This window comes from Bradyrhizobium sp. CCGUVB23 (assembly GCF_024199885.1).
In the GTDB taxonomy this organism is placed as follows: domain Bacteria; phylum Pseudomonadota; class Alphaproteobacteria; order Rhizobiales; family Xanthobacteraceae; genus Bradyrhizobium.
The window spans coordinates 10,090,088-10,115,413 of sequence record NZ_JANADQ010000001.1 but is presented as its reverse complement, the minus strand read 5'-3'; the positions used below and the strand labels follow the sequence as shown (position 1 = coordinate 10,115,413).

The window sequence follows — 25,326 nt, the reverse complement described above, 5'->3', positions numbered from 1 at the left end:
GCCGATGCCGAAGAGCCCGCCCGGGAACCTCGTTCAGTGCGTCGTGGCGGTGGCGGCTCCGATGCCGGTCTGGGACCGAACATATTGTGCATCAAAGCCGTCGCGGTCGAGAGCGGCACGCTTGCTGCGGTCCAGCGTGGAGAACAGCCAGATGCCGGCAAAGGCGATAGCCATCGAGAACAGCGCCGGATTGTCCAGTTTGATCGGCGCCGATCCCTTGGCGAAACCCAGCGTTACCTCCCAGACGGCCGGCGACAGCACGACGCCGACGACCGCACTGATGAGACCGAGGAAACCGCCGATCAGCGCGCCCCGCGTCGTCAGGCCTCTCCAGAAGATCGACATCACCAGCACGGGGAAGTTGCAGGAAGCCGCGATGGCGAAGGCAAGGCCGACCATGAAGGCGACATTCTGGTTCTCGAACACGATGCCGAGGAAGATCGCCAGCACGCCGAGGACCAGTGTTGCGATCTTCGAGACGCGGATCTCATCCTGCTCGTTGGCATTCCCGCCCTTGATGACCATGCCGTAGAGATCGTGGCTGATGGACGATGCACCGGCCAGGGCTAATCCCGACACCACCGCCAGGATGGTGGCAAAGGCGACGGCCGAAATGAACCCAAGGAACAGGTTGCCGCCGACGGCGTTTGCGAGATGGATCGCGGCCATGTTGGAGCCGCCCTTGATCGCCGCGATACCGCTCTTGGTCCGTTCAAGAATGGCCCCGTCCAGGAACATCGCATCGGTCGAAACCAGCGTGATCGCGCCAAAGCCGATGATGAAGGTCAGGATGTAGAAGTAGCCGATAAAGCCCGTGGCATAGAACACCGATTTGCGCGCAGCCTGGGCGTCCTTCACCGTGAAGAAGCGCATCAGGATATGCGGCAGACCGGCCGTTCCGAACATCAGCGCGAGGCCGAGCGAGATCGCCGACAGCGGGTTGGAAATGAGGCTGCCGGGCTCCATGATCGCGAGCTTCTTGGGATGCACTTCGGTTGCCTTGGTGAACAGGGCTTCCGGACTGAACCCGAACTTGTAGAGGACGGCTCCGGCCATGAACGTTGCGCCCGAGAGCAGCAGCACGGCCTTGATGATCTGCACCCAGGTCGTTGCCTTCATTCCACCGAACGTCACGTAGATCATCATCAGGCCGCCGACCAGGACGACCGCGATCCAGTAGTCGAGGCCGAACAGCAGCTGGATCAGCTTGCCTGCCCCGACCATCTGCGCGATCAGGTAGAACGCAACGGTCACCAGCGAGCCGCAGGCCGCCAGGATACGGATTTCGGTCTGCCCGAGCCGAAACGACGTGACGTCGGCAAAGGTGAACTTCCCGAGATTGCGCAGCTGCTCGGCGATCAGAAACGTGACGATCGGCCAACCCACGAGCCATCCGACGGAGTAGATCAAGCCGTCGTAGCCGGATGTGTAGACGAGGCCGGAAATGCCGAGGAACGAAGCCGCCGACATGTAGTCGCCGGCGATCGCAAGCCCGTTCTGGAAGCCGGTGATTCCGCCGCCGGCCGAGTAGAAGTCTGCAGCCGACGCGGTCCGCTTTGCGGCCCAATAGGTGATGACGAGCGTCAAGCCGACGAACCCGACGAACATACCGATCGCCGACCAGTTGATCGCCTGCTTGGAGCCACCCTCGACGGCGCCTGCGGCAAGTGCGAGCGTGGGCATGCTCGCGAGCAGGAGCACAAGCAACCAGGAGAACTTTTTCATGAGGGATTCTCCTCGACGATCTTGCGAATGAGTACGTCGTAGCTGGAATTCGCCTGCCGCACGTAGATGCCCGTCAGCACGAAAGCGAGCACGATGACGGACAATCCGATTGGAATGCCGATCGTCGTCACGCCGCTGCCAAGTGGGGTGCCCAGAAACTTGGGAGCGTAGGCTACCAGCAAAATAAAGCCGAAGTAGATGACAAGCATGATCAGCGACAGCGTCCAGCCCAGCGACGAACGTCGGCGCACGAGCTCCTGGTAATTCGGATCGCGTTCAATCCTTGCGAGCTTGCTCACAGCAATGATCCCTGGAGTTCCCGTTGAGACAGCCCCCCTTACGAGTGAGGGCGGGACTAGATTGTCCTGCTGACGGACCGGGCTCCATGATCCAGATCAAAATTCGGCCAATCCGGGTGAGATGCCCTCCCGGCGACGTCTGGATTGGCCCAACAGGTGCTTTCGCTTGGTTACTGGAACGCGTGCGGCAAGCGTCTTTATCGATCTGTTGCCTTTGCCTTGGGGAGGTTCGCCAGCTTGGATTTTTCCTCCGCAAGGAGCCGCTCGACGGTCCCGCGCGTTCTTTCGTCCAGTGGGGTCTGCAAGAGCCTGCTGTAGTGCTCAATATTCAACTGAGCTATCTCGCGAGGACCCGTAAAGCTGTTTTCCATGATCCTTCTCGCGGTGAGATAATCGCAGTGGCTGATCATTCGGTCCAGGCCAACCTTCAGCGCGACGCCAAGAGGCCGCTCCCTGCTACGTCATGCCCGTGACCGGACGCAGCCAGACGCTCATTTGAAAGACGCCTGGCATTTGCCGCCACCTTCTCCCGAAACCGATTGATCACGTTGACGGCAGTCGCTCCGCACAAAAGCCTGACGCCAACATCAACGACAGCGTCAATCTTTTCGCCAACCATGAGATAAGCCTCATGCTGCGCGTCGGTACCGCCATTAGCAAGCTTTGAGACACGTAGGCCAATGACCTCGCTCGATTCCAGCGCGAGCAATGTGATCGTGAGCCATGGTCCAAGCATGAATACCCCTTGTTGCCGATAATCGGACACTATCCCGCACCGGGTTTCTTGTTGCGGTGGGATCTGACTATCTCCAAATCAGGTGAACGCTGATAGGGCCTTCGTCAATTCTTCGGTCACGGCGTCAATCGGCTGCAAGCCGTCGACGGCTGCGAGGAGTCCCCGCGACCGATAGTATTCGGCAACGGGAGCGGTTTGAGCACGATATGCCTTCAGCCGCGTCCTGAAGGTCTCCGGATTATCGTCGCTGCGCGCGGACTGGCCTTGACTTGCCGCTTCCGCGGCACGACCCTTGATGCGCACGAGGAGCACGTCCTCGTTGACCTCGAGTTCAAGAACTGCGTCGAGTCCGATTCCTCTGGCCGCCAGTTCCCGATCGAGGGCCTCGGCCTGTGGCACGGTCCGGGGAAAGCCGTCGAGCACGAACCCGTTCGCGGCGTCCGCGTGGTCAATTCGATCCGCAACGACCGCAATGACGACCTCATCCGGCACAAGCTCCCCACGGTCCATGATGTGCCGGGCGCGCAAGCCAAGCGAAGTCCCCGCGGTTGCCGCTTCACGCAGCATGTCCCCGGTCGACAACTGCGGAACACCGAAGCGTTTCGCGATTCTTGAGGCCTGCGTGCCCTTACCCGCGCCCGGTGCGCCCAACAGAACCAGTCTCATCGGCCAAGCTCCTCTGCGTTAATTGGTTCTAGCGATTCTTGATCAGATCCTGGACCACCGAGGGATCGGCCAGCGTCGACGTATCGCCAAGCGCACCAAACTCGTTCTCCGCGATCTTGCGCAGGATTCGCCGCATGATCTTTCCGGAGCGCGTCTTTGGCAGCCCCGGCGCGAACTGGATGATGTCGGGGGCGGCGATCGGGCCGATTTCCTTGCGAACCCAGGCGATCAGTTCCTGGCGCAGCGTCGGCGAGGGCTCGCTGTCAGCCATCAGGGTCACGTAGGCATAGATACCCTGTCCCTTGATGGCGTGGGGAAAGCCGACCACGGCAGCTTCGGAGACATCCTTGTGAGCAACCAACGCGCTTTCCACTTCGGCTGTCCCCATGCGATGGCCTGAGACGTTGATGACGTCGTCGACCCGGCCGGTGATCCAGTAGTAGCCATCGCTGTCGCGCCGGCATCCATCTCCGGTGAAATACTTGCCCGGATAGGTCGAGAAGTAGGTCTGCATGAAGCGTTCGTGATCGCCGTAAACGGTACGCATCTGGCCGGGCCATGAATCGGCAATGACGAGGTTTCCTTCGCAGGCCCCCTCCAGCACCGTGCCAGCGGCATCCACGACTTCCGGTCCGATTCCAAAGAACGGCGACGCGGCCGAACCGGGCTTCAGGGCGGTTGCGCCGGGAAGCGGCGTAATCATGATGCCGCCAGTCTCGGTCTGCCACCAGGTGTCGACGATCGGGCAACGCTGCTCGCCCACCACGCGGTGATACCACTCCCACGCTTCAGGATTGATCGGCTCACCGACGGATCCGAGCAGGCGCAGCGAGGCGCGGCTGGTCCGTTTGACCGGTTCTTCACCAGCCGCCATCAGGGAGCGGATGGCTGTCGGCGCGGTATAGAAGATGTTGACCTTGTATTTGTCGATGACCTCCCAAAACCGCGACGTCGACGGGTAGTTGGGGACGCCCTCGAACATCAGGGTAGTCGCGCCATTGGCCAGCGGGCCGTAGACGATGTAGCTGTGGCCCGTGACCCAACCGACATCCGCCGTGCACCAGTAGACGTCGCCGTCGTGGTAGTCGAACACGTATTGATGCGTCATCGATGCGTAGACGAGATATCCGCCCGTCGTGTGGACCACCCCTTTGGGCGCACCGGTGGATCCCGACGTGTAGAGGATGAACAGGGGATCCTCGGCGTTCATTTCGGCCGGCTCGCATGCGGCCGACGCCTTTGCCATCTCATCTTCATACCAGACATCACGGCCATCGACCCAATCGACCTTGCTGCCGGTACGTTTGACCACAATCATCGTCTGAACGATGTTGGACGACTTCGCGACCGCCGCATCGGCGTTGGCCTTCAATGGAACTTTTCGTCCGCCGCGCAGACCTTCGTCTGCCGTTATGACGATTTTCGAGCGGCATCCTTCAATCCGTCCGGCAAGCGCATCCGGCGAGAAACCTCCAAACACGATGGAATGAATCGCGCCGATCCGGGCACAGGCCAGCATGGCGAAGGCAGCTTCCGGAATCATGGGCAGGTATATCGTGACCGTATCGCCTTTCGCCACGCCGTTGCGCTTCAGTACATTGGCGAGACGGCAGACGTGTTCGTGCAGCTCCTTGTACGTGATGAGCTTCGACTCGTTCGGGTCGTCCCCCTCCCAGATGATCGCGATCTGGTCGGCGCGCGCGGCAAGGTGCCGGTCGATGCAATTCATCGATACGTTGGTGGTACCGTCCTCGAACCACTTGATGGAGACCTTGCCGGGATCGAAGCTGGTATTCTTCACCTTCGTGAAGGGGGTGATCCAGTTGATCCGACTCCCGTGATATCCCCAGAATTGATCCGGAGCAGAAATCGAGACGGCGTACATCTCACGGTACTTTGCCGCGTCCACATGAGCCCGCTTCGCCCAAATTTCCGGTACTCCGTAGCTTAGTTCTTCCGGGCTCGGTAATGCGCTCATGCAATCTCTCCACTCCGCCCCGAAGGGGCGCCACTCAGGCTCACGATGATGATGGTGCCGCACTACGGCTCGCCGAACACACGCGCGAACGCGTCAGAAACCGCTTCTCGCGGCCGTTATCGAGGGAGAACATTCCGCCCCGACCGGGAACGACGTCGATGATGAGGTCGGTATGCTTCCACGCCTCGAACTGCGGGGCGCTGATATAGACAGGTGCCCCACCGATATGTCCGAGCAAAACGTCGGTGTCCCCGATGATGAATTCGTTCCGGGGATAACACATCGGCGAGGATCCATCGCAGCAACCTCCCGACTGATGAAACAGGACAGGGCCGTGCTCCCTGACGATTTCATCGAGCAGCTGGAGCGCTGCGGGCGTTGCGGAAACCTTGTCCTCCAAAGACCACTCCCTGAGGCTGAAAAAATGACCGACGCGGACGACTACGACCGCGCCGGCAAGTCTGGGAGAACTCAGAAGAAGCCCAGCTTCTTGGGGCTGTAACTCACCAGCATGTTCTTCGTCTGCTGATAGTGATCCAGCATCATCTTGTGGGTTTCGCGACCGATACCGGACTGCTTGTAGCCGCCGAATGCCGCATGTGCGGGGTAGGCGTGATAGCAGTTGGTCCAGACGCGCCCGGCCTGAATCGCGCGACCGAAGCGATAGAGCCGGTTCGCATCACGACTCCAGATGCCGGCGCCGAGGCCATAGAGCGTGTCGTTGGCGATCGACAATGCCTCCTCGTCGTCCTTGAAGGTCGTCACCGACACCACCGGTCCGAAAATCTCCTCCTGGAAGATCCGCATCTTGTTGTGGCCCTTGAACACGGTCGGCTTGACATAATAGCCGCGGGCCAGATCGCCCGGCAGTTCGTTGCGCGAGCCGCCCGTCAGGACCGTTGCGCCCTCCTGGCGGCCGATGTCGATATAGGAAAGGATCTTTTCGAGCTGTTCGCTCGACGCCTGCGCGCCGATCATCGTGGCCGGGTCGAGCGGGTCACCCTGAACGATCGCCTCGACACGCCTCAGCGCACGCTCCATGAACTTGTCGTAGATTCCTTCATGGATGAGCGCCCGGCTCGGGCAGGTGCAAACCTCGCCCTGGTTGAGGGCAAACATCACAAAGCCTTCGATCGCCTTGTCGAAGAAGTCGTCGTCCTCGGCGGTTACATCCTTGAAGAAGATGTTGGGCGACTTGCCGCCAAGCTCCAGTGTCACCGGGATCAGGTTCTGGGCGGCGTATTGCATGATCAGCCGGCCCGTCGTGGTCTCGCCGGTGAAGGCGATCTTGGAGATGCGGGGGCTGGAGGCGAGAGGCTTGCCGGCCTCGAGGCCAAAGCCGTTGACGATGTTGAGGACGCCGGGCGGCAACAGGTCGCCGACCAATCCGATCCAGACCAGGATCGAAGCGGGCGTCTGCTCGGCAGGCTTGAGCACCACGCAGTTGCCAGCGGCGATGGCGGGCGCGAGCTTCCAGCAGGCCATCAGAAGCGGGAAGTTCCAGGGGATGATCTGGCCGACGACCCCAAGCGGTTCGTGGAAATGGTAGGCAACCGTATCATGATCGATCTCGGCAATGCTGCCTTCCTGTCCGCGAATGGCACCGGCGAAGTAGCGGAAATGATCGATCGCGAGCGGCAGATCGGCCGCCGTCGTTTCGCGGATTGGCTTGCCGTTGTCCCAGGTTTCCGCCAAAGCGAGGAGGTCGAGATTTTCTTCCATACGGTCGGCGATCTTGTTGAGAATGATCGCGCGTTCCGCGGCGCTGGTCCGTCCCCAAGCATCCTTGGCAGCGTGGGCGGCATCGAGCGCGGCTTCCACATCCTGCTCATTTGAGCGGGCGATCTCGCAAAGCAATTGGCCATTCACCGGCGACCTGTTTTCGAAATACTTACCGGAGCGCGGCTCGGCCCATTTGCCGCCAATGAAGTTGCCGTAGCGCGTTTCAAAGGGAACTTTCGCGGTCCGTGAAAACTCCACCTTGTTCATGGTCGTCCTCCTCAAACTGCGACGCTTGATGCGGCGCTTGAGGAGAGGCTTGTCGATATTGGATCGTCGTGCCAGCCCCCTGGAACGGATTGCCATCCCATATGTCTCAAGACTGAGACATTCGAGAGGGCAAAGAGTCAACGGGCGGGGCGAAGGCCCGATCGCCGCAGCTTTCGGTAAAGTGTAGCCCGGCTTACGCCAAGCGCTTCAGCTGCGGCTTTGACATTGCCCTCCGCCCGCGTCAGCGCGCGTTGCAGCACCCGACGCTCGGCCGTCGCAAGGTCTTCGGACAGCCGCTTTGACATACCCAGAATCTCCGCTGCGGGCAGTGGATTCTGCAGACAGGCGTGGGAGAGGCCAAGCGCCTGGCGGGCCACGCGGCTAGCCCCCACGACAAGATCGTCTTCGTCCACGGCGATGAAGGCTTTCCCCATCTTGTCGGGGACCGGAACGATCTGGATCCGCGCTCGAGAATAGTCCAAACGGAAGCATTCGGCCTCAATCCGCGCTGCGGCGTCGATCACCGCCGCCGCGAGAAGATTGACGTAGCATTCGATGAAATCCGCCCTGCATGACGACACATCGAGTGCCCCCACCAGATGCCCCTCATGGTCGTAAAGCGGGGCAGTCGTGCAGCTCAATCGAGCATTGCGCGAATAGAAATGTTGGTCACGATGGATCGTCAGTGCGCGATGCTCGACGAGACAGGTGCCGATGCCGTTCGTACCCTCGCTGTCTTCGCTCCAGACTGCACCAGGCCATAGTCCCCAATCCAGAAACGTTGGGTCGTCGCCAGGCGCGCCGCGCCGCTCGACGGGAACGCCGCTCCGATCTGCAAGCAGCACACAGCAACCTGTCCCTCCAACCGCAGTGTGGAGCCTGTCGAGGCTTGGCTGCGCGACGTGGATGAGCGGCTCGATTTCTTGCCTGACCTTCCTTAGTTCGGAATCGGTTAGTCTCTTCGGCGGGGTTCGTTCGTCCGGATCAAGCTTATGGAAACATGCCGACCTTTGCCATGAAGCAATCAGCGCGGATTTCGCAGCACCATTCGACGAGATCGCGGAGTGGACCCGATCTGCGTGGTGGCCAGTTCCATCTGCCGGCATTTGCTTCTCCGAGGATTCTCACCTGTCGGACTCGTCGCCCGTTCACTCCATCAATCTGCAAAACCAGCTTATCGAGGCCCTGCGGCGCCAGACCTGTCCCAGAAGACCTGGGTCGATCAGCGCATTTCACGCCAGATCACGGGCCACTCGGTACGAGAATGCACTTAGCCGACCCAACTGCGATTGACTTGATGTATCGCAAGCCGGATGCGCTTTCTTGGGCGACAGGACCTTCTTGCTGCACAGCTCCAGGGCTCGGATGCTCTTTGCGCGCGGCGGCGTTGCGACACCGAATTGAGCTAGATCAAAACCGAACTGCACACAGCCGGCATTTTGTCCTGCCTTTGCAGGATCAACGCACATGAGAGTTCTCGTCGTGGACGATCATCCACTGTTTCGGGAGGCGGTGGGCAATAGCATTCGCCAGGCCGTAGCCGATGCTGAGATCATAGAGGCGGCAACGATCGACGAAGCGCTCGATGTGCTGTCTTGTGGCGGAATTGAGCTTACGCTTTTCGACCTGTCCTTACCCGGAACGACAGGATTGTCCGGTCTTCTACGTCTCCGTAAAGCCTTCCCGGGGAGTCCAATCGTCGTCATTTCGTGCCACAAGGATTCGCTGATCGTGGCAAGCGCGCTCTTTCTCGGCGTATCAGGTTACATCCACAAGTCCACTTCGAAGAAAGAACTCGTACGCGCGATCGGCGAAGTGCTGCGAGGTTCGATTTATCTCCCAAACTGCTACCGGCACAATGCGGAGCCAGATCGATCCAAGGATTCGCTCGAGGAGTTCCTGAAGCGCCTGCACGATCTGACCCCGCAACAATTGCGGGTCCTCGAGTTGATCCACCGCGGCTTGCAGAACAAGCAGATCGCATACGAACTGCGTATATGCGAAACGACCGTCAAGGTGCACGTGTCGGAGATCCTTCGCAAATTGGACATTGCGAATCGCACCAAAGCCATCGTCGAGATGTCAAAGATCGACTTCGCGAACCTCGCCGGGGACAGCCCCGGCATGCGGGTCCAGGAGAGCGTGTGAGCAAGCCACCAAGGCTCAGGGGACGTGAGCCACAGAGCCAAGCAGGCCAGGAATTGAGATCGCTTCGTGAAGCAAAGCGGTCGAGGTCTAAATATTGGAGCATTGCGGACTAGAGTTGCTCGCATTGAGTGTCTCGCGTTTTGACCCATCTGCGACATCAGTGCGAATATTTGCTGTGACGCACATTACACTTGGAGCTCGAAGCATATGCTAGACCGTGTCGCTCGACCTGAAGGGCGACGAATGCGACGACGCAAGTTCATTGCACTTTTAGTAGGTGCGGCCGCTGGCTGGCCGTTGGCCTCGTGCACGCAGCAGGCGACGGGCATGCGTCGCGTTGCGTTCCTCCATCCGTACCTCGAGAATGATAGCGAAGTGCTGACCCGCGTCATTGCGTTTCGGGAGGGGCTCGAGGCGCTCGGGTGGATCGAGAATCGCAATATTCGAATTGAGCATCGATATACCGGCGGAGATCTGGGCCGGATCCGAGCCTACGCGACGGAGCTGGTGCATTCGGCGCCGGACGTCATCGTCGGAAGCGGGACGCCAATCACCGCAGCATTGAAAGAGGCGACCAGCACCATTCCGATCGTATTCAACCTCGTCAACGATCCGGTCGGACAGGGTTTCGTGACCAGCCTGTCGCGGCCGGGCGGCAACATCACCGGCTTCACCTTCATCGATTTCCTATTGATTGGGAAATGGATGGAGATGATTAAGGAAATTGCTCCCGGGGTCAGACATGTAGCGCTCATCTTCAATCCCGACACGACGCCTTTTTACCCGGCATTCCTACGCGAACTCGAAGCGGCCCGCACATCGCTCGCCCTCGAGCTCTCCGCATCTCCTGTGCACGACGAGGCGGAGGTCGAGGCAGCCATCACGGCGCTCGCACGCGAGCCTGGCGGCGCTCTGATCGTCGCACCGGACGCATTCATCAACAATCACCGCCGGGCGGTCATTACATTGACGGAACGACGGCGACTTCCTGCGATATACGGCTTCCGGCAGTTCGCTGCGGAAGGGGCACTGATCTCCTATGGACCGAATACTGCCGACATAGTCCGACGCTCGGCTGGGTACGTCGATCGTGTCCTCAAAGGTGAAAGACCGGCCGACCTTCCGGTGCAGGCGCCGACGAAATACGAGTTAGTCATCAATCTCAAAACTGCGAAAGCGCTTGGCATTGCGCCAGCTCCTGAGCTGCTCGCTCGCGCCGCCGGGGTGATCCAATAGAACTTCCTTGTTGCGATGCATGAGTCCGGAAGTAGCCCGAGCCGAACAGGCTGACGCGCATTGTCAGGTCGGATTTCAAACGTCCATCGGACATGGGTCCACGCTCGCTTTCAGAGCCGCTTTTGATCCCAACGCTTGCTCCTACTCACGTACTGTCAAAGAAGCTCCAATCAGTCATGCTGCTGACGCAATCTCTGTCTTAGTCGGAGAGATGCAAAACACTGCGTGAGAACCACCCTGGTTCCCACAACGGTTCCGTCGCCAGGATTGGCACGAATCCGCAAAAAATTGGCACGAGCTCGTTTAACGCCTCCGCGTTTCGCGTGACCGTGTTTTTGCGGCATCGGGAACCGAACAATCGAAAAAAATCAGTCGAGGAGTTATGATGGTGTTCCACTCGAGCGCCGCAATTTGCGGCGCCGTAGTTGCGCTTGCCATGTCTGTTACCGTTGCTCGAAGTGAAATCGGTGCAGTTCATTCAAGTGCCGTCGTCAATGCCGCTTCTGGGGATGCGATCATTGGCGCAGCATCCATGTACAATCTGTTCCGGCCCGGATGGCGGGAGGGCGGTCCGAACACAGCCTCCGGCGAGCGCTATGATCCCTCCGTCTGGGCGGCTGCCATCAAGACGAGTTTGCGTCAGAAATTCGGTGGGGTCCAATTTGGCGCGAGGCCGAAATATGCCCTCGTTGAGGCGGTAGGTAAAAAAGCAATCGTCAAAATAAATGACGTGGGACCACTAACGCCCGGCCGCATCATCGACCTGAACGAGCGGACGATGCGCTACTTCGATCCGAGCCTGCAGCTCGGCGTAATTGCTGGCGTAAGTGTCAGGCCGCTTGCAGGGGACTATTGGATCCCCGGACCGGTCGTCGACGGTCTTCTCGCCGCTGATCTTTGCGGCGATGACGCCTCTGGCGGCAAGGCGCCGGCCGGCGCAACTTGCGTTGCCAACAGTTCTGAAATGTAGAGAAGAGCCTGACCGAATGTCGCCTCCTGCCTTCAGCCGACGTGGCTGGGGGAACTCCGTTCACGCCGGCACGTGGCGCAACATCGCATCAAAGCAAGGTCCGCGCTTGCGCTGGTGTCGGGATGATAGCGGACATCAGGTGGACTCTGCGATCATCCGGGTTTGCCACTGGATCGCCGACGATCGCTCGGCTCGGCGCCTGGGCGAGGCCACGCGCGAGGTGGACTAGAGGAAGGCGCGATGGACTTTCTCGGGGCTGGTCGTCAGGACGCGGTGCAGGTGTACAATGCTGGGCATGATTGTTATCTTCGTGAATTGGTTGGTCCGGCGCGGACGTCCGTTACCCATTCATGCCCCGAGGACGAACGAGACGTCACCGATTTGAGACGTCATCTCAACTTTTGTTGCTGGGTTATGTCGGGAGCGCCGGCGGCGGATTGTCCGGCCGGAACTGCTGAAACGGTGCCGCTTGGTTGCAGACTTCATAGCAATGTCTGCTTGTGTCCGCTATAGATGCACGTTCGGTCACGGGGGAAACTTGAATACAGATGTCGTCCTTATAGCAGGCCCGTTGGTTCGGGCCTCGAGCTGGGAGCCTACGGCCGAAAAGCTGCGTGACTCAGGATGGCGCGTACAAGTCCCGGATATTCTAGCGCATCATGTCTCTCCTCCGGCATGGAGCGCGTGGAGCCGCAGTCTTGTCAATCAAATTGCTCCTGCAAATGGGCTGGTGTTGATTGGCCACAGCTCAGCCAGCGCTCTAGCCGCCGATCTGGCGACCAAGTTGCCGACGAAGGCCGTGGTCATCGTCGATGGTGACATCCCGCCGATAGAAGGCGCGGCATATCCGGTTAGGCCAGCTCTGCGCGCTTTCATTCAAAATCTTGCGAGAGCGGATGGATCCCTCCCGGTGTGGTCAAAATGGTTCGACGGTGACGGACACCGCGCATCGCTGGTTGGCATCGACATCTTGAAAAGCGATCGCAACGCGTTCGCTCGGTTCGAAAGCGGTCTGCCGAAGATGAATATCAGTTGGTTCGACGAGACTGTCGACCTTGCCAGATGGGATCACATTCCCGCCGGGTTCATCCAAGCGTCTAAGCTCTACGACCACGCAACGGTAGAGGCGCGCGGCCGCGGTTGGCCAGTTATCAATTCGGAAGGGACGCACCTCGACCCAACTCTCCGTCCTGCCGAAACCGCGAATGCCATTGCTGTAATCGCGCGCACCCTTGGAGCGATCCCTTGATCGGCTTCCGGCACAACCAGGACCAGAGCGATGTCCGCGCTTGCGCGGATGTCGGGATGATAGCGGACGTCAGGCGGGGGAGACTCTGCGATGCTCGACTTTCGCCACTGATTTGCCCGACGTGTCAAACGAGTTCGTAAAATCCGTACTGTTCGTGCGTGCGAGTGGTCCTCGGCTACTTTGCATGGGGTTGTTTTTCAGATTTTGGCGGAAGCCGCGCGAGCGAGAGAGAGGGCACGAAAAAAAAGGCCGCCTGAACAGGCGGCCCTTTCGTCTCGGGTCGAAGTAGTCCCGCTTACTCCGCGGCCTGCCTCTGCGGCGGATCGAGCGCGCCGGACTTGTGGATGTCGGCGACCTGGTGATCCGAGAAGCCGAGCACGGAACGCAGGATCTCGTCGGTGTGCTCGCCGAGCAGCGGGGAGCGCTGCACGTCGCTCGGTGAGTCCGACAGCTTGATCGGGTTGCCGACCGAGATGTACTTGCCGCGGGTGGGGTGGTCGACTTCGACCACGGTGCCGGTCGCGCGCAGCGACTGGTCCTCGGCGATTTCCTTCATCGACAGGATCGGACCGCAGGGGATGTCGTCCTTGTTGAGGATCTCCATCGCCTCGAACTTCGTCTTCGTCATCGTCCACTGCTCGATGCGGGCGAAAATCTCGTTGAGCCGCGGCAGGCGGGCCGGGGGCTTTGCGTAGTTCGGATCGGTCTTCCAGGTCGGCTCGCCGATCACGTCGCAGATCTTCTCCCAGACCTGGGCCTGGGTGATGAAGTAGATGTAGGCGTTGGGATCGGTCTCCCAGCCCTTGCACTTCAGGATGCGGCCGGGCTGGCCGCCGCCGGAGTCGTTACCGGCGCGCGGCACGGCATCGCCGAACGGAATGCCTTCGCCGAACTGGCTGTATTCCTTCAGCGGACCATGGGCGAGGCGCTGCTGGTCGCGCAGCTTGACGCGGGCGAGGTTGAGCACGCCGTCCTGCATCGCGGCGGTGACCTTCTGACCCTTGCCGGTCGCGGTGCGCTGGTAGAGCGCGGCCAGGATTCCGATTGCGAGGTGCAGGCCGGTGCCGGTGTCGCCGATCTGCGCGCCGGTGACAAGCGGCAGGCCATCGCGGAAGCCGGTGGTGGAGGCGGCGCCGCCGGTGCACTGCGCGACGTTCTCATAGACCTTGCAGTCCTCGTACGGCCCGGGACCAAAGCCCTTGATCGAGGCGACGATCATCTTGGGGTTGATCGCCTGGATCTTCTCCCAGGGGAAGCCCATGCGGTCGAGCACGCCGGGGCCGAAGTTCTCGACCAGCACATCGCACTTCCTGATCAGCTCGGTGAGAACCTCCTTGCCCTTGGGGTTCTTGGTGTCGAGCGTGATCGAGCGCTTGTTGTGGTTCAGCATGGTGAAATACAGGCTGTCCACGTTCGGGATGTCCTGCAGCTGGCCGCGGGTGATGTCGCCGACACCGGGACGCTCCACCTTGATCACGTCGGCGCCGAACCATGCCAGCAATTGCGTGCAGGTCGGCCCCGACTGGACGTGGGTGAAGTCGAGAATGCGAACGCCCGTGAGCGCCTTGGTCATCGTATTTGCTCCGTACTCTGTCTGCCCCTGCACCCGCAGGGATAATGGGTTGAAGGGGAGGACTTACTTCTTCTTCTGCAGAACGCTCTGTGGATTGAGATTGCCGATGCGGCCGCTCTCCGAGCCCGCGGCCGGATCGATCACCGCGTTGATCAGCGTCGGCTTGCCTGACTTGATCGCCTCGTTGACGGCGCGCTTCAATTCGTCCGGCGAGGTGGCGTTCACGCCGACGCCGCCGAAGGCTTCCATCATCTTGTCGTAGCGCGCGCCCTTGACGAACACGGTGGTCGCGGGATCCGAGTTGGCGCTGTTGACGTCGGTGCCGCGATAGATGCCGTCATTGTTGAAGATGACGACGCAGATCGGCAAATTGTAGCGACAGATGGTCTCGACCTCCATGCCGGAGAAGCCGAAGGCGCTGTCGCCTTCCACCGCGAGCACGGGGTTGCCGGTCTCGAGCGCAGCCGCAATCGCCTGGCCCATGCCGATGCCCATCACGCCCCAGGTGCCGACGTCGAGACGCTTGCGCGGCTTGTACATGTCGATGACGCCGCGGGCGAGGTCGAGCGTGTTGGCGCCTTCGTTGACGAGGATCGCGTCGGGATGCTCCTTGATGACGTTCTTCAGCACGCCGAGCGCACCGTGATAGTCCATCGGCGACTTGTTGTTCATGAGCTTCGGCGCCATCTTGGCGACGTTCTCTTCACGCTTGGTCGAAACAGCCTTGGTCCATTCGGCCGGCGGGGCGGTCCAGCCCGCGCCCATCGCCTGGTTGAAGGCGGAGACGACGGAGCCGATGTCGCCGACGACGGGCGCGACGATCTCGACGTTGGAGTCCATCTCCTTCGGCTCGATGTCGACCTGGATGAATTTCTTGGGCGCTTCGCCCCAGCTCTTGCCCTTGCCGTGCGAGAGCAGCCAGTTGAGCCGCGCGCCGATCAGCAGAACGACGTCGGACTCTTTCAGCACGGTCGAGCGGGCGGCGCCGGCGCACTGCGGATGCGTGTCGGGGAGAAGGCCCTTGGCCATGCTCATCGGCAGGAAGGGCACACCGCTCTTCTCGACGAAGCTCTTGATCTCTTCGTCGGCCTGCGCGTAGGCCGCGCCCTTGCCGAGGATGATAAGCGGGCGCTTTGCGCTCTTCAAAACATCAAGTGCGCGCTTCACTGAAGCAGGCGAGGGGATCTGCGCGGGCGCAGCATCGATCACCTTCACGAGCGACTTCTGGCCGGCATCGGCGTTCATCACCTGGCCGAACAGCTTTGCCGGCAAATCGAGATAGACGCCGCCGGGACGACCCGAGACCGCGGCGCGGATCGCGCGCGCCAGACCAATGCCGATGTCCTGGGCGTGCAGCACGCGATAGGCCGCTTTACACAGCGGCTTTGCGACCGCGAGCTGATCCATCTCCTCATAGTCGCCCTGCTGGAGGTCGACGATCTCGCGCTCGGAGGAGCCCGAGATCAGGATCATCGGGTAGCAGTTGGTGGTGGCGTGGGCCAGCGCGGTAAGGCCGTTGAGGAAGCCGGGGGCCGAAACGGTGAGGCAGACGCCGGGCTTCTTGGTGAGGAAACCTGCGATGCCCGCCGCGTAGCCGGCGTTCTGCTCGTGACGGAAGGAGATCACGCGAATGCCGGCGGCCTGCGCCATGCGGCCCAAATCCGTGATCGGGATGCCCGGCACATTATAAATGGTGTTGATGCCGTTCAGCTTGAGCGCGTCGATGACGAGATGAAAACCATCCGTCAATTCCTGCTCGGTGCCCGGTGCTTCGGACTTGGTCGCGGTATTCAGCATGGGCCTTGTCTCCCTGGTCTCAAGGTGCCGTTTAGGCTTTGGGGGCGAATGGTTCGCCCTTCTGGTGAAGTTGCTATGTAAAGAGTTCCTGGCCATGCGCTTCGACGTAAGCGGCAAGGCCGAGGGTGTGATCGCGGGCGCGCTTTTCGGCGAGCTCGGTGTCGCGCGCTTCCAGCGCTTCGATGATGCCGAGATGCTCGGGCAGCGAGGTCGCGGTGCGATCCTTCCGTCCGATCGTCAGTTGCCGGTAGCCGCGCACGTGCAAGAGCAGATCGTTGGTGAGGTCGACGAGGATCGGCGATTCCGACAGCGAGATCAGCGCCTGGTGAAAGGCGATGTTGGCGCGCGAATATTCCTCGATGTGATCCTCGGGCAGGCGGTCCTTTCCGAAGTCCTTGAAATAATCGCGCAGCGCCGAAATGTCCTTCTTGCGCGCAGTGGTGGTGATCAAGCGCGCCGCCATGCTCTCGAGCGCCGCCCAGGCGCGGATCATGTCGACGATCTCGCTCTTGGTCCTGCGCACCACCATGATGCCCCGGCGCGGCACGGTCTTCACGAAGCCGTCCTGCTCAAGCATCGCGATCGCTTCGCGGATCGGCGTCCGGCTCACGCCCAGGCGTTCGGACAGCGCGCGCTCGTCGAGCATCACCGGCTCGGGCGTCGAATAGATGTCCATCTTGAGGATCGCTTCCTTCAAGGCGTCATACGCCTTGTTCTTGAAGCTGCTCTCCGGGGCAATACGGACGATTGCGAGATCTGCCTCGGCCATGTTGGGCGATGCCTTGATTTGCTTCACGACGATTCTCCTCCTCAGGGGGAGTCGTCTTTTACAGGAATATTTACCGAAATGTTTTTGGCATACCACATGCCAGAATGTCAAGCTGCCTATTTTTTGCGGCCTTCGGCCTCATGACCCGCCTTGACAAGTTGGCTTCTGGCATACCAAATGCCATCGCCAGCCATTTTTGATCCAAGCCGGCGGAGTAAACTCGGGCTTTCGGCCCCTCCGTTCCGCCCCATGGAACAAGGCGCGGCGAATGGCAAGCATCATGGGCGGCCGCAATACGCGCCTTGCAAAGCAAGATCTGAGGTCAAGGGAGAAACCACATGTCGAATTCCAAAGATGCCGTCCGTAGGGTGCTTGACCAGGTCAAGGCCGACAACCGCACCAGCCTGACGGCCCCCGAAGGCAAGCTCGTCTGCGATGCCTACGGCATTCCGGTGCCGAAGGAAGGGGTTGCGAAGTCGGCGGGCGAGGCCGGCAAGATGGCGACCTCCATGGGTTTCCCGGTCGTGATGAAGATCGTCTCGCCCGACATTCTCCACAAGACCGAGGCCGGCGGCGTCATCGTCGGCCTCAAGACGGCTGAGGATGCCGAGAAGGCCTACGAGACCATTCTCTCCAACGCCAAGAAGTACAAGGCTGACGCCAAGATCGAAGGCATCCAGGTGCAGCAGATGCTGGCCGGCGGCACTGAGGTCATCGTCGGCTCGATCACGGACGGTTCCTTCGGCAAGCTGGTCGCCTTCGGCCTCGGCGGCGTGCTGGTCGAAGTCCTGAAGGACATCACCTTCCGCCTCGCGCCCGCGACCAAGGAGGATGCGCTGTCGATGCTCGACGGCATCCAGGCGCATGAGATTTTGAAGGGCGTTCGCGGCGGCGAGCCGGTGAACCGCAACGCCCTTGCCGACGTCATCGTCAAGGTCTCGCAGCTCGTCACGGACTTCCCCGAGATCGTCGAGCTCGACCTCAACCCGGTGTTTGCGACGCCGAAGGACGCGACTGCCGCCGACGTGCGCATCGTCGTCGACTTCGCCTACAAGCCCAAGCCGAAGCCGCGCCCGACCGAAGAGATCGTCGCGGCAATGAACCGCATCATGCAGCCGAAGGCTGTCGCCGTGATCGGCGCCTCGGCCGAGGACGGCAAGATCGGCAACTCCGTGATGAAAAACCTCATCAACGGCGGCTACAAGGGTGAGATCATTCCAATCCATCCCAAGGCCTCCGAGATCCTCGGCTACAAGGCCTACAAGAGCGTCAAGGACGTGCCGGGCGTGGTCGATGTTGCGGTTTTCGCGATCCCCGCGAAGTTCGTCGCGGGCGCTTTGACCGAGTGCGGCGAGAAGAAGATCCCGGGTGCGGTACTGATTCCCTCCGGCTTTGCGGAGGCCGGCGCGCCCGAGCTCCAGGCCGAGATCGTCGAGGTCGGCAAGAAGTACGACATCCGCCTGATGGGGCCGAACATCTACGGCTTCTACTATACGCCTGCCAATCTCTGCGCGACCTTCTGCACGGCCTATGACGTGAAGGGCCATGCGGCGCTGTCGTCGCAGTCGGGCGGCATCGGCATGGCCATCATCGGCTTCTCGCGTTCGGCGAAGATGGGTGTGTCGGCGATCGTCGGCCTCGGCAACAAGTCCGATATCGACGAGGATGATCTGCTCGCCTTCTTCGAGCAGGATTCGAACACCAACCTGATCGCGCAGCACTGCGAAGACCTCAAGGACGGTCGCGCCTTTGCGGAAGCGGCAAAACGCGTCTCCAAGAAGAAGCCGGTCGTCGTGCTCAAGGCCGGCCGCACCTCGGCCGGCGCGAAGGCGGCGTCCTCGCACACCGGTGCGCTCGCCGGCAACGACAGGATCTATGAGGATGTGTTCAAGCAGTCCGGCGTGATCCGCGCACGCTCCCTGCGTCAGCTGCTCGAATTCGCCCGTGGCGTGCCGGTGCTGCCGACGCCGAAGGGCGAGAACGTGCTGATCATCACCGGTGCCGGTGGCTCTGGCGTGCTGCTGTCCGATTCGTGTGTCGACAACGGCCTGTCGCTGATGTCGATGCCGCCGGATCTCGACGCGGCCTTCCGCAAGTTCATCCCGCCGTTTGGCGCAGCCGGAAATCCTGTGGATATCACCGGCGGCGAGCCGCCGATCACCTACGTGAATACGGTGAAGCTCGGCCTCTCCGACGATCGTATCCACGCGCTGATCCTCGGCTACTGGCACACGATCGTCACCCCGCCGATGGTGTTCGCCCGCAACATGGTCGAGGTGAAGAAGGAGATGGAGGCCAAGGGTTTTGTGAAGCCCATGGTCGCCTCGCTCGCCGGCGACGTCGAGGTCGAGGAAGCTGCCGAATATCTCTACCAGCACGGCATCCCGGCCTACGCCTATTCGACCGAGCTGCCGGTCGAGGTCCTCGGCGCCAAGTACAAGTGGGCGCGCGGAGCAGGGCTGCTCTGAGCTGAGGAACAAGAGATGCCGCTTCGGAAGTTTCCGGAGCGGCATTCTGACTAAGCGCAAGTGACGTGCGTCATTCCGGGGCGATGCCAAGCATCGAGCCCGGAATCTCGAGATTCCGGGTCTGGTCCTTCGGACCATCCCGGAATGACGAACCAAGAGGCGGCAGGTCGCGATGAGCAAGAACGTCATCCGGCGCAAATCGCTCGAGCCAAGACCGCCGGGAGAGGCGGATAACGAAGCGCGCGACGGCGGCGTGCAATCCGTCGACCGCGCGCTGTCGATCATCGAAACGCTGGCCGAGGACGACGAAGGCTATCGCCTGAGCGATCTCGCCGTCCGCACCGGGCTGTCGGCCTCGACCGTGCACCGCCTGCTCGCGACGCTGGAAAGCCGCCGCTTCGTGCAGTTCGATCGCGCCGAATCCAAATGGCACGTCGGCGTGCGCAGTTTTACCGTCGGTGCCAGCTTCGCGCGGCGGCGCAATTTCACGGCGCAGGCCATTCCCTACCTTCGCAAGCTACGCGATCTCACCCGCGAGACCGCCAACCTCGCCGTCGTCGACGACGAATTCATCATCGTGCTGACTCGCATGGAGAGCCGCGAGATCATGCGCTCGCTGACCAAGGTCGGCGGCCGCGTCGCGATGGTGACCTCAGGCGTCGGCAAAGCGGTGCTGGCGACCTATTCGGACGAGGATGTCGGCGCGGTCATCCGGCATCACGGCATGCCCCGCTTGACGGAGAAGTCAATCGTGCGGCCGAGCGATCTTTTCAAGGAACTTGCGACGATCCGCGAGCAAGGTTTTGCGGTGGACGATGAGGAGGCGCAGATTGGCCTCAGATGCGTAGCCGCTGTGGTCTACAATGCGCTCGCCGAGCCACTCGCCGCGATCTCTGTCTCCGGCATGACCAGCCGTATCACCGACGGCCGGCTGCCCGAGATCGGCCGCGTGGTCCGGGAGGTGGCAGCGGAACTCACCGCGGCGCTGGGCGGCGTTGTGCCCGCGGCTGCGGAGAAGGCCTGAACGGTTGGCCGGCAGCGTGCCCAACGCGTAAGCAGCGGTGCCGTTTTATTTGAGTTGCCCCTTCTGGCCGAGGGCGCAACCATCGCTTGGCCAACCACGCCCCGCGAGAGTCCTGATGACCAAACTGACCCGCTTTGCCGTCGCGCCTCTGCACAGCATGACCCGCCGCCTTGCCGACGTCGCCTCCGGGCGCGTTGCGCCTGACCTCATCATCACGGGGGCGCGGGTGCTGTCGACCTATTCGGAGCGCGTCCACCCGGACCGCGAGGTCTGGATCACGGGCGGCCGGATCGCGGCGGTGAAGCCGGCGGGCACGGCCAAGAAGGCCTGGAGCGGCGTGGCCGTCTATGACGCTGCCGGCGGCATCGTCGCGCCGGGCCTCGTCGATCCGCATATCCACATCGAATCCTCGATGGTGACGGCCTGCGCCTATGCGGAAGCGGCGCTGCTCAATGGCACCACCACGATCTTCTGCGACAGCCATGAGATCGGCAATGTCATGGATGTCGCCGGTGTCGAGGCGATGCTTCAGGACGCGCGCGAGGCGCCGCTGTCGATCTTCCTGACGGTACCCTCGACGGTGCCGGCAACATCAGCCGAATTGGAAACTGCGGGCGGCGATCTCACCCCCGACAAGATCGCCGGCCTGTTCGACCGCTGGCCGGAAGCGGTGGCGCTCGGCGAGAAGATGGATTTCGTGCCGGTGACAATGGGCGACGAGCGCAGCCATGCGATTCTGGCCGCCGCGCTCAAGCGCGGGCGTCCGGTGTCCGGTCATGTCTATGGCCGCGAATTCGTTGCGGCGTATGCGGCATCCGGCGTCACCGATACCCACGAAGCAATTGATCGCGACATTGCCGACGATCTCCTTGATGCCGGCGTCTGGGTCTTCCTGCGCGGCGGGCCTCCGACCACGCCCTGGCACTCGCTACCGCAGGCGATCCGCACCATCACCGAGCTCGGGGCCTCCCACAAGCGCACGGCGGTGTGCACCGATGACCGCGACGCCGACGATCTCTTCCTGTTTGGCCTGGACTGGGTGGTGCGCGAGGCGGTGAAGGCCGGAATGTCACCGGAGCAGGCCTGGTCGATGGGCTCGCTGCATGGCGCGACGCGCTTCAACATGGAGGGCGAAATCGGCGGCCTCGGCGGCGGCCGCCGCGCCGATCTCGTGCTGATGGATGACAATCTGAAGCCGCAATGCACCTGGTATGGCGGCGAGCTGGTCGTCGAGAAGGGCAAGATCACAGAGCTCCTCGACCAGGCGCTGTCGCAGCGCTATCAATATCCAAGGGCGGCTTACGCGACCGTGAAGCTGCCGGAACAGCTCAAGCTGACGCCGGAGCTTCCGGCGAAGGCTTGCACCGTCAATGCGATCAAGACCGGGCTTCCCGGCATCACGCTGATCCACGAGAAGGTCAGAATCGAGCCGGCGAAGGATTGGCCGACGCTGTTTGCGCGGCACGCCCTGTGCTTCGTGACGGTGGTCGAGCGCCACGGTAAATCGGCCGGCAACGTCGCCTTTGGCCTCTTGAAGGACTTTGGCCTCAAGCGCGGCGCGGTGGCCTCCAGCGTCGGGCATGACAGCCACAACATCATCGTCGCCGGAACCAACGAAGCCGACATGCAGGTGGCGATATCAGCCATCAAGCAGCAACAAGGCGGCGTCTGCGTAGTCGCTGATGGCAAGGTGAGGGCGCTGGTTCCGCTGCCGATCGCAGGGTTGCTCTCGGACAAGCGGATCCCCGAGGTGGCCGAGGAGGTGCGGGCCCTGAAGGAAGAATGGACGGAGGCTGGCTGCACCATCCCCTACATGGGCTTCAATTTGATTCCGCTATCGGTCATTCCGGAAATTCGCATCACCGACAAGGGCCTCGTGCTGGTGCCGCAGATGGAGCTCGCGCCCTTGTTCGAGTAGCTGCTTTCACGCGTCTGTTGACCTAACCGATTGAGACCGCCGCAGATTTTTTGCGGCTACCGCATCGTGGAAAATAAAATCGATCTCGTTGAGAGGGCGCCTCTTGCGATCGATGATCACGCTCGAAGTGACGCAACCGAGCGAGGTCCGATATGGCGAAGATGCGAGCCGTCGATGCAGCCGTGCGAATTCTGGAGAAGGAAGGCATCTCGACCGCCTTCGGCGTTCCCGGGGCCGCGATCAATCCGCTTTATTCGGCGCTGAAGAAGCGGGGTTCGATCCGCCACATCCTGGCGCGCCATGTCGAGGGCGCCTCACACATGGCGGAAGGCTATACGCGGGCCAAGGCCGGCAATATCGGCGTCTGCATCGGCACGTCGGGACCGGCCGGCACCGACATGATCACCGGGCTCTATTCGGCGATCGCCGATTCCATTCCGATCCTCTGCATCACTGGGCAGGCGCCACGCGCGCGGCTCTACAAGGAGGACTTTCAGGCGGTCGATATCGAATCCATCGCCAAGCCCGTGACCAAATGGGCAGTCACCGTGCGCGAGCCCGCGCTGGTGCCGCGGGTGTTCAGCCAGGCCTTTCACGTGATGCGCTCGGGGCGGCCGGGGCCGGTGCTGATCGACATGCCGCTCGACGTGCAGCTCACCGAGATCGAGTTCGACGACGAAACTTATGAACCGCTGCCGGTCTACAAACCCATCGCGACGCGCAAGCAGGTTGAGAAGGCACTGGAGATGCTCAACGCCGCCGAACGGCCGCTGATCGTGGCGGGTGGCGGTATCATCAACGCTGATGCGTCCGACCTGCTCGTCGAATTCGCCGAGACCGTGAACGTGCCTGTCGTCCCGACGCTGATGGGGTGGGGCGCGATCCCCGACGATCACGTGCTGATGGCCGGCATGGTCGGCCTGCAGACCAGCCATCGCTACGGCAATGCCACCATGCTCGAATCCGACTTCGTGCTTGGCATCGGCAATCGTTGGGCCAACCGGCACACCGGCTCGATCGAGACCTACACCAAGGGCCGCAAATTCGTGCATGTCGACATCGAGCCGACGCAGATCGGGCGCGTCTTCAATCCCGATCTCGGCATCGTCTCGGATGCGAAGGCCGCGCTGGAGTTGTTCGTCACCGTCGCCAGGGAGTGGCGGCGGACAGGCAGGTTGCGCGAGCGCCAGGCGTGGCCCGCGACCTGCCGCGATCGCAAGCGTTCGATGCTGCGCAAGAGCCATTTCGATAACGTGCCGATCAAACCGCAGCGCGTCTACGAGGAGATGACCAAGGCTTTTGGCCGCGACACCTGCTATGTCACCGTCATCGGCCTGTCGCAGATCGCCGGTGCGCAGTTTCTGGGCGTCTACAAGCCGCGCAACTGGATCAATGCGGGGCAGGCGGGGCCGCTCGGCTGGACACTGCCGGCCGCGCTCGGCGTGAGGGCAGCATGTCCGGATCGCGACATCGTCGCGCTCTCGGGCGACTACGACTTCCAGTTCCTGATCGAGGAGCTCGCGGTCGGCGCGCAGTTCAATTTGCCCTACATCCACGTCGTCGTGAACAATTCCTATCTCGGCCTGATCCGCCAGGCGCAGCGCGGCTTCGATATGGACTATCACGTCCAGCTCTCCTTCGAGAACATCAACGCCCCCGAGCTCGGCGTCTACGGCGTCGACCACGTTGCGGTCGCTGAAGGCCTTGGCTGCAAGGCGATCCGCGTCACAGATCCGAAGGACGCGCAGGCCGCCTTCGCGACCGCGCGCGAGTTGATGGCGAAGCACCGCGTCCCCGTGGTGGTCGAGTTCATCCTCGAACGCGTCACCAACATCGCGATGGGCACCGAGATCGACAATATCGTCGAGTTCGAGGAAGTGCTTGATCTGCCGCTCGACGAGGTCGAGATCACGCGCCCGGGCGTGCTGCAGCCGGCGGAATAGGGAGGACAGCATCGTGCCGAAATTTGCCGCCAATCTCACCATGCTCTTCAACGAGATGCCGTTTGTCGACCGCTTTGCCGCGGCAAAAGCGGCAGGCTTCAGCGGGGTCGAATATCTCTTCCCCTACGATTTCGACAAGGCGCTATTGCGCGAGCAGCTCGAGGCTCACGGACTAACCCAGGTGCTGCACAATCTGCCTGCCGGAAATTGGGCGGGCGGCGAACGCGGCATCGCGATCCTTCCCGATCGCGTCGCCGAATTCCGCGACGGCGTGTTCCGCGCCATCGACTTTGCCAAGGCGCTCGACTGCGACCGGCTCAACTGCCTCGTCGGCATTGCGCCGGCGGATGCCGATCCGCGCGAGTTGAACGAGACGCTGGTCGGAAACCTGCGTTTCGCTGCCGCGGCGTTGGCGCGTGAGAATATCGAGCTGCTGATCGAACCGATCAACACTCTCGACATTCCCGGCTTCTTCCTCAACGGCACCGAGCAGGCAGTGCAGCTCATCTCCGAGGTGCGTTCGGGCAACCTGTTCATCCAGTACGACATCTATCACATGCAGATCATGGAGGGCGACCTCGCCCGCACCATGCAGAAATATCTCGACCGCATCTCGCATATCCAGCTTGCCGACAATCCCGGCCGCCACGAGCCGGGCACGGGCGAGATCAACTATCCCTTCCTGTTCCGCCATCTCGACGCGATCGGCTTTCGCGGCTGGATCGGCTGCGAATACAAGCCGCGCACCACGACGCTGGAAGGCCTTTCCTGGCACGCGGCGCAAACTTTCGAGACCTAGAACGTAGCCACAGCGACGATGCGCTCCCTCTCCCGCTTG

At 61.7% G+C, this 25,326-nt stretch carries 20 protein-coding genes; 9 read left to right on the top strand and 11 right to left on the bottom strand.

Annotated elements, in window-relative coordinates:
• Window positions 1–33: 33 nt before the first annotated feature.
• The 8 genes from NLN62_RS47595 to NLN62_RS47560 form a co-directional block, all read right to left on the bottom strand.
• Window positions 34–1,725, bottom strand: coding sequence for a cation acetate symporter (locus tag NLN62_RS47595; protein WP_254113259.1), 1,692 nt, complete (start codon window positions 1,723–1,725; stop codon window positions 34–36).
• Window positions 1,722–2,024, bottom strand: coding sequence for a DUF485 domain-containing protein (locus NLN62_RS47590; protein WP_027521228.1), 303 nt, complete (start codon window positions 2,022–2,024; stop codon window positions 1,722–1,724). The genes NLN62_RS47595 and NLN62_RS47590 overlap by 4 nt, the downstream gene beginning before the upstream one ends.
• Window positions 2,025–2,451: 427 nt before the next feature.
• A complete protein-coding gene (locus NLN62_RS47585) occupies window positions 2,452–2,790 on the bottom strand; it encodes a hypothetical protein (RefSeq protein WP_198031692.1) in 339 nt (112 codons plus the stop codon).
• A 48-nt stretch (window positions 2,791–2,838) separates the two neighbouring features.
• A complete protein-coding gene (locus NLN62_RS47580) occupies window positions 2,839–3,426 on the bottom strand; it encodes an adenylate kinase (RefSeq protein WP_027521226.1) in 588 nt (195 codons plus the stop codon).
• A 28-nt stretch (window positions 3,427–3,454) separates the two neighbouring features.
• Window positions 3,455–5,404 (bottom strand): acetate--CoA ligase, encoded by a 1,950-nt coding sequence (acs, locus tag NLN62_RS47575; protein WP_035661143.1) that lies wholly within the window; start codon window positions 5,402–5,404, stop codon window positions 3,455–3,457.
• A 40-nt stretch (window positions 5,405–5,444) separates the two neighbouring features.
• Window positions 5,445–5,804, bottom strand: a complete 360-nt coding sequence (locus NLN62_RS47570) for a DUF779 domain-containing protein (RefSeq protein ID WP_027521224.1) — start codon at window positions 5,802–5,804, stop codon at window positions 5,445–5,447.
• A gap of 71 nt (window positions 5,805–5,875) precedes the next feature.
• Window positions 5,876–7,393, bottom strand: coding sequence for an aldehyde dehydrogenase (gene adh, locus NLN62_RS47565; RefSeq protein ID WP_027521223.1), 1,518 nt, complete (start codon window positions 7,391–7,393; stop codon window positions 5,876–5,878).
• A gap of 137 nt (window positions 7,394–7,530) precedes the next feature.
• Window positions 7,531–8,499, bottom strand: a complete 969-nt coding sequence (locus tag NLN62_RS47560) for a GAF domain-containing protein (RefSeq protein ID WP_254113258.1) — start codon at window positions 8,497–8,499, stop codon at window positions 7,531–7,533.
• 361 nt (window positions 8,500–8,860) lie between these two features.
• On the opposite strand from NLN62_RS47560, the gene NLN62_RS47555 reads away from it, so the two are divergent.
• The 4 genes from NLN62_RS47555 (at window position 8,861) to NLN62_RS47540 (ending at window position 12,996) form a co-directional block, all read left to right on the top strand.
• Complete coding sequence (locus NLN62_RS47555; protein ID WP_027521221.1) at window positions 8,861–9,541, top strand: response regulator transcription factor; 681 nt, start codon at window positions 8,861–8,863, stop codon at window positions 9,539–9,541.
• Window positions 9,542–9,916: 375 nt separating this feature from the next.
• Window positions 9,917–10,777, top strand: coding sequence for an ABC transporter substrate-binding protein (locus tag NLN62_RS47550; protein ID WP_254113257.1), 861 nt, complete (start codon window positions 9,917–9,919; stop codon window positions 10,775–10,777).
• A gap of 382 nt (window positions 10,778–11,159) precedes the next feature.
• Window positions 11,160–11,747, top strand: coding sequence for a septal ring lytic transglycosylase RlpA family protein (locus tag NLN62_RS47545; protein WP_254113256.1), 588 nt, complete (start codon window positions 11,160–11,162; stop codon window positions 11,745–11,747).
• A gap of 538 nt (window positions 11,748–12,285) precedes the next feature.
• Window positions 12,286–12,996 carry an alpha/beta fold hydrolase gene (locus NLN62_RS47540; protein ID WP_051389614.1) on the top strand — a complete coding sequence of 237 codons (711 nt, stop codon included), beginning with the start codon at window positions 12,286–12,288 and terminating at the stop codon, window positions 12,994–12,996.
• Window positions 12,997–13,291: 295 nt separating this feature from the next.
• Here the strand turns inward: NLN62_RS47540 and frc are convergent, their stop codons facing one another.
• The 3 genes from frc to NLN62_RS47525 all read right to left on the bottom strand — a co-directional run bounded on the left by frc (window position 13,292) and on the right by NLN62_RS47525 (window position 17,135).
• The gene (gene frc, locus NLN62_RS47535) at window positions 13,292–14,569 is read right to left on the bottom strand and encodes a formyl-CoA transferase (RefSeq protein ID WP_027521219.1); all 1,278 of its coding nucleotides are present in this window, start codon (window positions 14,567–14,569) and stop codon (window positions 13,292–13,294) included.
• Window positions 14,570–14,632: 63 nt separating this feature from the next.
• Window positions 14,633–16,366, bottom strand: a complete 1,734-nt coding sequence (gene oxc / locus NLN62_RS47530) for an oxalyl-CoA decarboxylase (RefSeq protein WP_254113255.1) — start codon at window positions 16,364–16,366, stop codon at window positions 14,633–14,635.
• A gap of 73 nt (window positions 16,367–16,439) precedes the next feature.
• Window positions 16,440–17,135, bottom strand: coding sequence for a GntR family transcriptional regulator (locus NLN62_RS47525; RefSeq protein WP_051389613.1), 696 nt, complete (start codon window positions 17,133–17,135; stop codon window positions 16,440–16,442).
• Between the two features lie 338 nt (window positions 17,136–17,473).
• Between NLN62_RS47525 and NLN62_RS47520 the strand changes: the two genes are divergently transcribed.
• From NLN62_RS47520 to hyi, 5 genes are all read left to right on the top strand, one after another.
• Window positions 17,474–19,603 (top strand): acetate--CoA ligase family protein, encoded by a 2,130-nt coding sequence (locus tag NLN62_RS47520; protein WP_254113254.1) that lies wholly within the window; start codon window positions 17,474–17,476, stop codon window positions 19,601–19,603.
• Between the two features lie 172 nt (window positions 19,604–19,775).
• The gene (locus NLN62_RS47515) at window positions 19,776–20,627 is read left to right on the top strand and encodes an IclR family transcriptional regulator (protein ID WP_027521215.1); all 852 of its coding nucleotides are present in this window, start codon (window positions 19,776–19,778) and stop codon (window positions 20,625–20,627) included.
• A gap of 115 nt (window positions 20,628–20,742) precedes the next feature.
• Window positions 20,743–22,545, top strand: coding sequence for an adenine deaminase (locus NLN62_RS47510; protein WP_254113253.1), 1,803 nt, complete (start codon window positions 20,743–20,745; stop codon window positions 22,543–22,545).
• Between the two features lie 152 nt (window positions 22,546–22,697).
• Window positions 22,698–24,488: a glyoxylate carboligase gene (gene gcl, locus NLN62_RS47505; protein WP_254113252.1), complete on the top strand. Its 1,791-nt coding sequence runs from the start codon at window positions 22,698–22,700 to the stop codon at window positions 24,486–24,488.
• A 13-nt stretch (window positions 24,489–24,501) separates the two neighbouring features.
• Window positions 24,502–25,287 carry a hydroxypyruvate isomerase gene (gene hyi / locus NLN62_RS47500; protein ID WP_027521212.1) on the top strand — a complete coding sequence of 262 codons (786 nt, stop codon included), beginning with the start codon at window positions 24,502–24,504 and terminating at the stop codon, window positions 25,285–25,287.
• Window positions 25,288–25,326 lie beyond the last annotated feature (39 nt).

Coding starts and splice junctions, on each gene's coding strand:
- NLN62_RS47520 (WP_254113254.1), top strand. CDS start 17,474: ATGTCGAATTCCAAAGATGCCGTCCGTAGGGTGCTTGACCAGGTCAAG.
- gcl (WP_254113252.1), top strand. CDS start 22,698: ATGGCGAAGATGCGAGCCGTCGATGCAGCCGTGCGAATTCTGGAGAAG.
- adh (WP_027521223.1), bottom strand. CDS start 7,393: ATGAACAAGGTGGAGTTTTCACGGACCGCGAAAGTTCCCTTTGAAACG.
- acs (WP_035661143.1), bottom strand. CDS start 5,404: ATGAGCGCATTACCGAGCCCGGAAGAACTAAGCTACGGAGTACCGGAA.
- NLN62_RS47595 (WP_254113259.1), bottom strand. CDS start 1,725: ATGAAAAAGTTCTCCTGGTTGCTTGTGCTCCTGCTCGCGAGCATGCCC.
- NLN62_RS47525 (WP_051389613.1), bottom strand. CDS start 17,135: ATGGCCGAGGCAGATCTCGCAATCGTCCGTATTGCCCCGGAGAGCAGC.
- NLN62_RS47510 (WP_254113253.1), top strand. CDS start 20,743: ATGACCAAACTGACCCGCTTTGCCGTCGCGCCTCTGCACAGCATGACC.
- NLN62_RS47515 (WP_027521215.1), top strand. CDS start 19,776: ATGAGCAAGAACGTCATCCGGCGCAAATCGCTCGAGCCAAGACCGCCG.
- NLN62_RS47545 (WP_254113256.1), top strand. CDS start 11,160: ATGATGGTGTTCCACTCGAGCGCCGCAATTTGCGGCGCCGTAGTTGCG.
- frc (WP_027521219.1), bottom strand. CDS start 14,569: ATGACCAAGGCGCTCACGGGCGTTCGCATTCTCGACTTCACCCACGTC.
- oxc (WP_254113255.1), bottom strand. CDS start 16,366: ATGCTGAATACCGCGACCAAGTCCGAAGCACCGGGCACCGAGCAGGAA.
- NLN62_RS47560 (WP_254113258.1), bottom strand. CDS start 8,499: ATGCCGGCAGATGGAACTGGCCACCACGCAGATCGGGTCCACTCCGCG.
- NLN62_RS47555 (WP_027521221.1), top strand. CDS start 8,861: ATGAGAGTTCTCGTCGTGGACGATCATCCACTGTTTCGGGAGGCGGTG.
- NLN62_RS47580 (WP_027521226.1), bottom strand. CDS start 3,426: ATGAGACTGGTTCTGTTGGGCGCACCGGGCGCGGGTAAGGGCACGCAG.